The sequence below is a fragment of the Aquicoccus sp. SU-CL01552 genome (assembly GCF_040365005.1).
GTDB lineage: Bacteria > Pseudomonadota > Alphaproteobacteria > Rhodobacterales > Rhodobacteraceae > Antarcticimicrobium.
In genome coordinates this window covers 1-5,683 of sequence record NZ_BAABWV010000037.1, presented here as the reverse complement: position 1 = coordinate 5,683, position 5,683 = coordinate 1, and the positions used below count along the sequence as shown (strand labels likewise).

Annotated in this window: 2 tRNA genes and 3 rRNA genes; all 5 read left to right on the top strand. The window is 54.0% G+C overall.

Annotation, left to right across the window (positions count from 1 at the left end):
- Positions 1-148: 148 nt before the first annotated feature.
- The 5 genes from ABWV23_RS22185 to rrf all read left to right on the top strand — a co-directional run bounded on the left by ABWV23_RS22185 (position 149) and on the right by rrf (position 5,660).
- Positions 149-1,611 (top strand): 16S ribosomal RNA (locus ABWV23_RS22185).
- Between the two features lie 234 nt (positions 1,612-1,845).
- A tRNA-Ile gene (locus tag ABWV23_RS22180) sits at positions 1,846-1,922 on the top strand.
- 8 nt (positions 1,923-1,930) lie between these two features.
- Positions 1,931-2,006, top strand: a tRNA-Ala gene (locus ABWV23_RS22175).
- A 514-nt stretch (positions 2,007-2,520) separates the two neighbouring features.
- Positions 2,521-5,373, top strand: a 23S ribosomal RNA gene (locus ABWV23_RS22170).
- A gap of 172 nt (positions 5,374-5,545) precedes the next feature.
- Positions 5,546-5,660 (top strand): 5S ribosomal RNA (rrf, locus tag ABWV23_RS22165).
- Together the 16S, 23S and 5S rRNA genes with 2 tRNA genes alongside form the textbook arrangement of a ribosomal RNA operon.
- The last annotated feature ends 23 nt before the right edge of the window (positions 5,661-5,683 follow it).

Here is a 5,683-nt window from a genome sequence, read left to right as displayed (position 1 = left end):
TGACCGGTGTCAGCTTCACTGTCTTGTATGGACTTTCGGTTTCTGATGAAACCAGAAGCACATGACAGACAGATGACTGTTCCGACCTTAGCCGGTCGGAACGATGTGCAGAGGTTCGAACGTCAAGGATAGCAACGCAAGTTGCTTTCAACTTGAGAGTTTGATCCTGGCTCAGAACGAACGCTGGCGGCAGGCCTAACACATGCAAGTCGAGCGAGACCTTCGGGTCTAGCGGCGGACGGGTTAGTAACGCGTGGGAACGTGCCCTTCACTACGGAATAGTCCCGGGAAACTGGGTTTAATACCGTATACGCCCTTCGGGGGAAAGAATTTCGGTGAAGGATCGGCCCGCGTTAGATTAGATAGTTGGTGGGGTAATGGCCTACCAAGTCTACGATCTATAGCTGGTTTTAGAGGATGATCAGCAACACTGGGACTGAGACACGGCCCAGACTCCTACGGGAGGCAGCAGTGGGGAATCTTGGACAATGGGCGCAAGCCTGATCCAGCCATGCCGCGTGAGTGATGAAGGCCCTAGGGTCGTAAAGCTCTTTCGCCAGGGATGATAATGACAGTACCTGGTAAAGAAACCCCGGCTAACTCCGTGCCAGCAGCCGCGGTAATACGGAGGGGGTTAGCGTTGTTCGGAATTACTGGGCGTAAAGCGCACGTAGGCGGACTATTAAGTTAGAGGTGAAATCCCGGGGCTCAACCCCGGAACTGCCTTTAATACTGGTAGTCTTGAGTTCGAGAGAGGTGAGTGGAATTCCGAGTGTAGAGGTGAAATTCGTAGATATTCGGAGGAACACCAGTGGCGAAGGCGGCTCACTGGCTCGATACTGACGCTGAGGTGCGAAAGTGTGGGGAGCAAACAGGATTAGATACCCTGGTAGTCCACACCGTAAACGATGAATGCCAGTCGTCGGCAAGCATGCTTGTCGGTGACACACCTAACGGATTAAGCATTCCGCCTGGGGAGTACGGTCGCAAGATTAAAACTCAAAGGAATTGACGGGGGCCCGCACAAGCGGTGGAGCATGTGGTTTAATTCGAAGCAACGCGCAGAACCTTACCAACCCTTGACATCCTGTGCTACATCCAGAGATGGATGGTTCCTTTCGGGGACGCAGTGACAGGTGCTGCATGGCTGTCGTCAGCTCGTGTCGTGAGATGTTCGGTTAAGTCCGGCAACGAGCGCAACCCACGTCTTTAGTTGCCAGCAGTTCGGCTGGGCACTCTAAAGAAACTGCCCGTGATAAGCGGGAGGAAGGTGTGGATGACGTCAAGTCCTCATGGCCCTTACGGGTTGGGCTACACACGTGCTACAATGGTGTCTACAGTGGGTTAATCTCCAAAAGACATCTCAGTTCGGATTGGGGTCTGCAACTCGACCCCATGAAGTCGGAATCGCTAGTAATCGCGTAACAGCATGACGCGGTGAATACGTTCCCGGGCCTTGTACACACCGCCCGTCACACCATGGGAGTTGGGTTCACCCGAAGGCCGTGCGCCAACCTTTACAGGGGGCAGCGGACCACGGTGAGCTCAGCGACTGGGGTGAAGTCGTAACAAGGTAGCCGTAGGGGAACCTGCGGCTGGATCACCTCCTTTCTAAGGATGACCCGGATTGATCAGCTTGCTGATCACGACGGTCACTTAGCAAGATCGGCATACAAAGCCGGTCAAAAACGGGCCAGGCCGTCCTCATATCTCTTCAGAACACACGCGGCAGCAGCCGTTACCGGCAGCTGCCAGGTGACATAACCACTGAGTGCTGCTCTCGGGCATTGCCATGCACTGCCCTGTCGCACACCGGTTTTGTCTTGCCCTGCAAGGCGAAAACCTGGGTCGGTAGCTCAGGTGGTTAGAGCGCACGCCTGATAAGCGTGAGGTCGGAGGTTCAAGTCCTCCTCGACCCACCATTTCTTATGGGGCCTTAGCTCAGCTGGGAGAGCGCCTGATTTGCATTCAGGAGGTCAGGAGTTCGATCCTCCTAGGCTCCACCAAGCCTTTTGTTCACAAAAGGCGTTGCCCTGGCAGTTGATTGCGCAGCAATCAATGAGAAGGGCCTGCCGCAGCAGAACATATCTTCAAGCATTCGTTGAATGTTTGAACGTCTGTTCTGCAGACATCGATGACAGTCCTTCGGGACGCTCATCGGAATTGACATCGTATAGAGAGAAATCAATCAACTTGCTTTGATCCGCTGAAGTGACAGCGAGATCTCAGTTGGTTCCGCCCTCGGGCGGAAGGTGTTCCTCGGGCTGTTTCCTCGGCCCGTTGCGCATATCCCTTCTGAAACGAAGCAACGTTGTCCAAGTCAAGTACACTAACCAAAACATGTTCGGTTCTTCGGAACCGAGCGGGATAGTATGCTTTTGATCTCGGAAGAAAGGCGACAGTTTCTTACCAGCTTCTGTTGCCGCGATCGACTTCTGCCCGACGCCCGGTACCTGTGTGGTCTAGCCCTCAAGTAGCGAAGCGGTAGGGCATCAAGGAAGTCTATCTTTTTCTGGATCAAATCAAGCGCGAGAAGGGCGTTTGGTGAATGCCTTGGCAGTAAGAGGCGATGAAGGACGTGATACTCTGCGATAAGCTTGGGGGAGCCGAGAATAGGCTTTGATCCCAGGATTTCCGAATGGGGCAACCCACCTGATACTCAGTTATTGTTAGCCGCAAGGTTCTCGATAATTGGGTAAGACAGGTACTTATGACCTGAATACATAGGGTTATAAGAGCAAACCCGGGGAACTGAAACATCTAAGTACCCGGAGGAAAGGACATCAATTGATACTCCCCTAGTAGCGGCGAGCGAACGGGGACCAGCCGAGCCATGAGTGTGACTGGAACAGACTGGAAAGTCTGGCCGTAGCGGGTGACAGCCCCGTACAGGAAGCATGATTGGACGTATTAAGTAGGGCGGGACACGTGAAATCCTGTCTGAAGATCGGGGGACCACCCTCGAAGGCTAAGTACTCCTTACTGACCGATAGTGAACCAGTACCGTGAGGGAAAGGTGAAAAGCACCCCGACGAGGGGAGTGAAACAGTACCTGAAACCGAACGCCTACAATCAGTCGGAGCCCCCTTGCGGGGTGACGGCGTACCTTTTGTATAATGGGTCATCGACTTGGTCTCACGAGCAAGCTTAAGCCGTTAGGTGTAGGCGCAGCGAAAGCGAGTCTTAATAGGGCGCATGAGTTCGTGGGATCAGACCCGAAACCGAGTGATCTAGGCATGACCAGGCTGAAGGTAAGGTAACACTTACTGGAGGGCCGAACCCACACCTGTTGAAAAAGGTCGGGATGAGTTGTGCCTAGGGGTGAAAGGCCAATCAAACTCGGAGATAGCTGGTTCTCTGCGAAATCTATTTAGGTAGAGCGTCATCCGAATACCCCGGGGGGTAGAGCACTGGATGGGTAATGGGGCCCCACAGGCTTACTGATCCTAACCAAACTCCGAATACCCGGGAGTACTAGATGGCAGACACACTGCGGATGCTAACGTCCGTAGTGAAGAGGGAAACAACCCTGACCTCCAGCTAAGGCCCCTAATTCATGGCTAAGTGGGAAAGCAGGTGGGACGACCAAAACAACCAGGAGGTTGGCTTAGAAGCAGCCATCCTTTAAAGATAGCGTAACAGCTCACTGGTCTAAACAAGTTGTCCTGCGGCGAAGATGTAACGGGGCTCAAGCCATGAGCCGAAGCTGAGGATGCCGTAAGGCATGGTAGCAGAGCGTAGTGTGACATAGTTCCATGTGTCCTTACCCTCATGTTCGTTTGGTAACCCCAACCGGACCGAGGGATTGGACACAAGGAACTTTCTGTGAAGCCGGCCTGTGAGGGATCCGGTGGAGAGATCACTAGCGAGAATGATGACATGAGTAGCGACAAACAGTGTGAGAGACACTGTCGCCGAAAGTCCAAGGGTTCCTGCTTAAAGTTAATCTGAGCAGGGTAAGCCGGCCCCTAAGGCGAGGCAGAAATGCGTAGTCGATGGGAACCAGGTTAATATTCCTGGGCCAGGAGGATGTGACGGATTGTGAAGGTTGTTCACCCTTATCGGATTGGGTGGGCCGCTGATCAGTCCCTGGAAATAGCCCTCCATAGGACCGTACCCTAAACCGACACAGGTGGACTGGTAGAGAATACCAAGGCGCTTGAGAGAACGATGTTGAAGGAACTCGGCAAAATACCTCCGTAAGTTCGCGAGAAGGAGGCCCGGTTCCTAGGCAACTAGGGGCTGGGGGCACAAACCAGGGGGTGGCGACTGTTTACTAAAAACACAGGGCTCTGCGAAGTCGCAAGACGACGTATAGGGTCTGACGCCTGCCCGGTGCCTGAAGGTTAAAAGGAGAGGTGAGAGCCTTGAATTGAAGCCCAGGTAAACGGCGGCCGTAACTATAACGGTCCTAAGGTAGCGAAATTCCTTGTCGGGTAAGTTCCGACCTGCACGAATGGCGTAACGACTTCCCCGCTGTCTCCAACATCGACTCAGCGAAATTGAATTGCCTGTCAAGATGCAGGCTTCCCGCGGTTAGACGGAAAGACCCCGTGCACCTTTACTACAGCTTCGCACTGGCATCAGGATTGTGATGTGCAGGATAGGTGGTAGGCTTCGAAGCGGGAACGCCAGTTCCCGTGGAGCCTCCCTTGAGATACCACCCTTCGCACTCTTGATGTCTAACCGCGGTCCGTTATCCGGATCCGGGACCCTGCGTGGCGGGTAGTTTGACTGGGGCGGTCGCCTCCTAAAGCGTAACGGAGGCGCGCGAAGGTTGGCTCAGAGCGGTCGGAAATCGCTCGTTGAGTGCAATGGCAGAAGCCAGCCTGACTGCAAGACTGACAAGTCGAGCAGAGTCGAAAGACGGCCATAGTGATCCGGTGGTCCCGAGTGGAAGGGCCATCGCTCAACGGATAAAAGGTACGCCGGGGATAACAGGCTGATACTGCCCAAGAGTCCATATCGACGGCAGTGTTTGGCACCTCGATGTCGGCTCATCTCATCCTGGGGCTGGAGCAGGTCCCAAGGGTACGGCTGTTCGCCGTTTAAAGAGGTACGTGAGCTGGGTTTAGAACGTCGTGAGACAGTTCGGTCCCTATCTGCCGTGGGTGTAGGATACTTGAGAGGAGTTGCCCCTAGTACGAGAGGACCGGGGTGAACGAACCACTGGTGGACCAGTTGTCGTGCCAACGGCAGTGCTGGGTAGCTATGTTCGGACAGGATAACCGCTGAAGGCATCTAAGCGGGAAGCCCCCCTCAAAACAAGGTATCCCTGAGGACCGTGGTAGACCACCACGTCGATAGGCCGGAGATGTAAGCGCAGCAATGCGTTCAGTTGACCGGTACTAATTGTCCGACAGGCTTGATTTGATCCAGTAAAAGACAGACTTCTACTGAATATCAAAAGCATACACACCATAACGTGTACCGACCTGGACAACGTTGATTGATTGCCCCGCGGGACCGCTTGTTTTGTTCCAAAACACGCACCCTCCCGCGCGTTGCCTTTGCACCGCAAAGACAACGGGGAGCCTTTATTCGGTTTGGTGGTCATAGCACAAGCGAAACACCCGGTCCCATCCCGAACCCGGAAGTTAAGCGCTGTCGCGCCAATGGTACTGCGTCTCAAGACGTGGGAGAGTAGGTCACCGCCAAACCTAATAAAGACTCCATCCTCTCT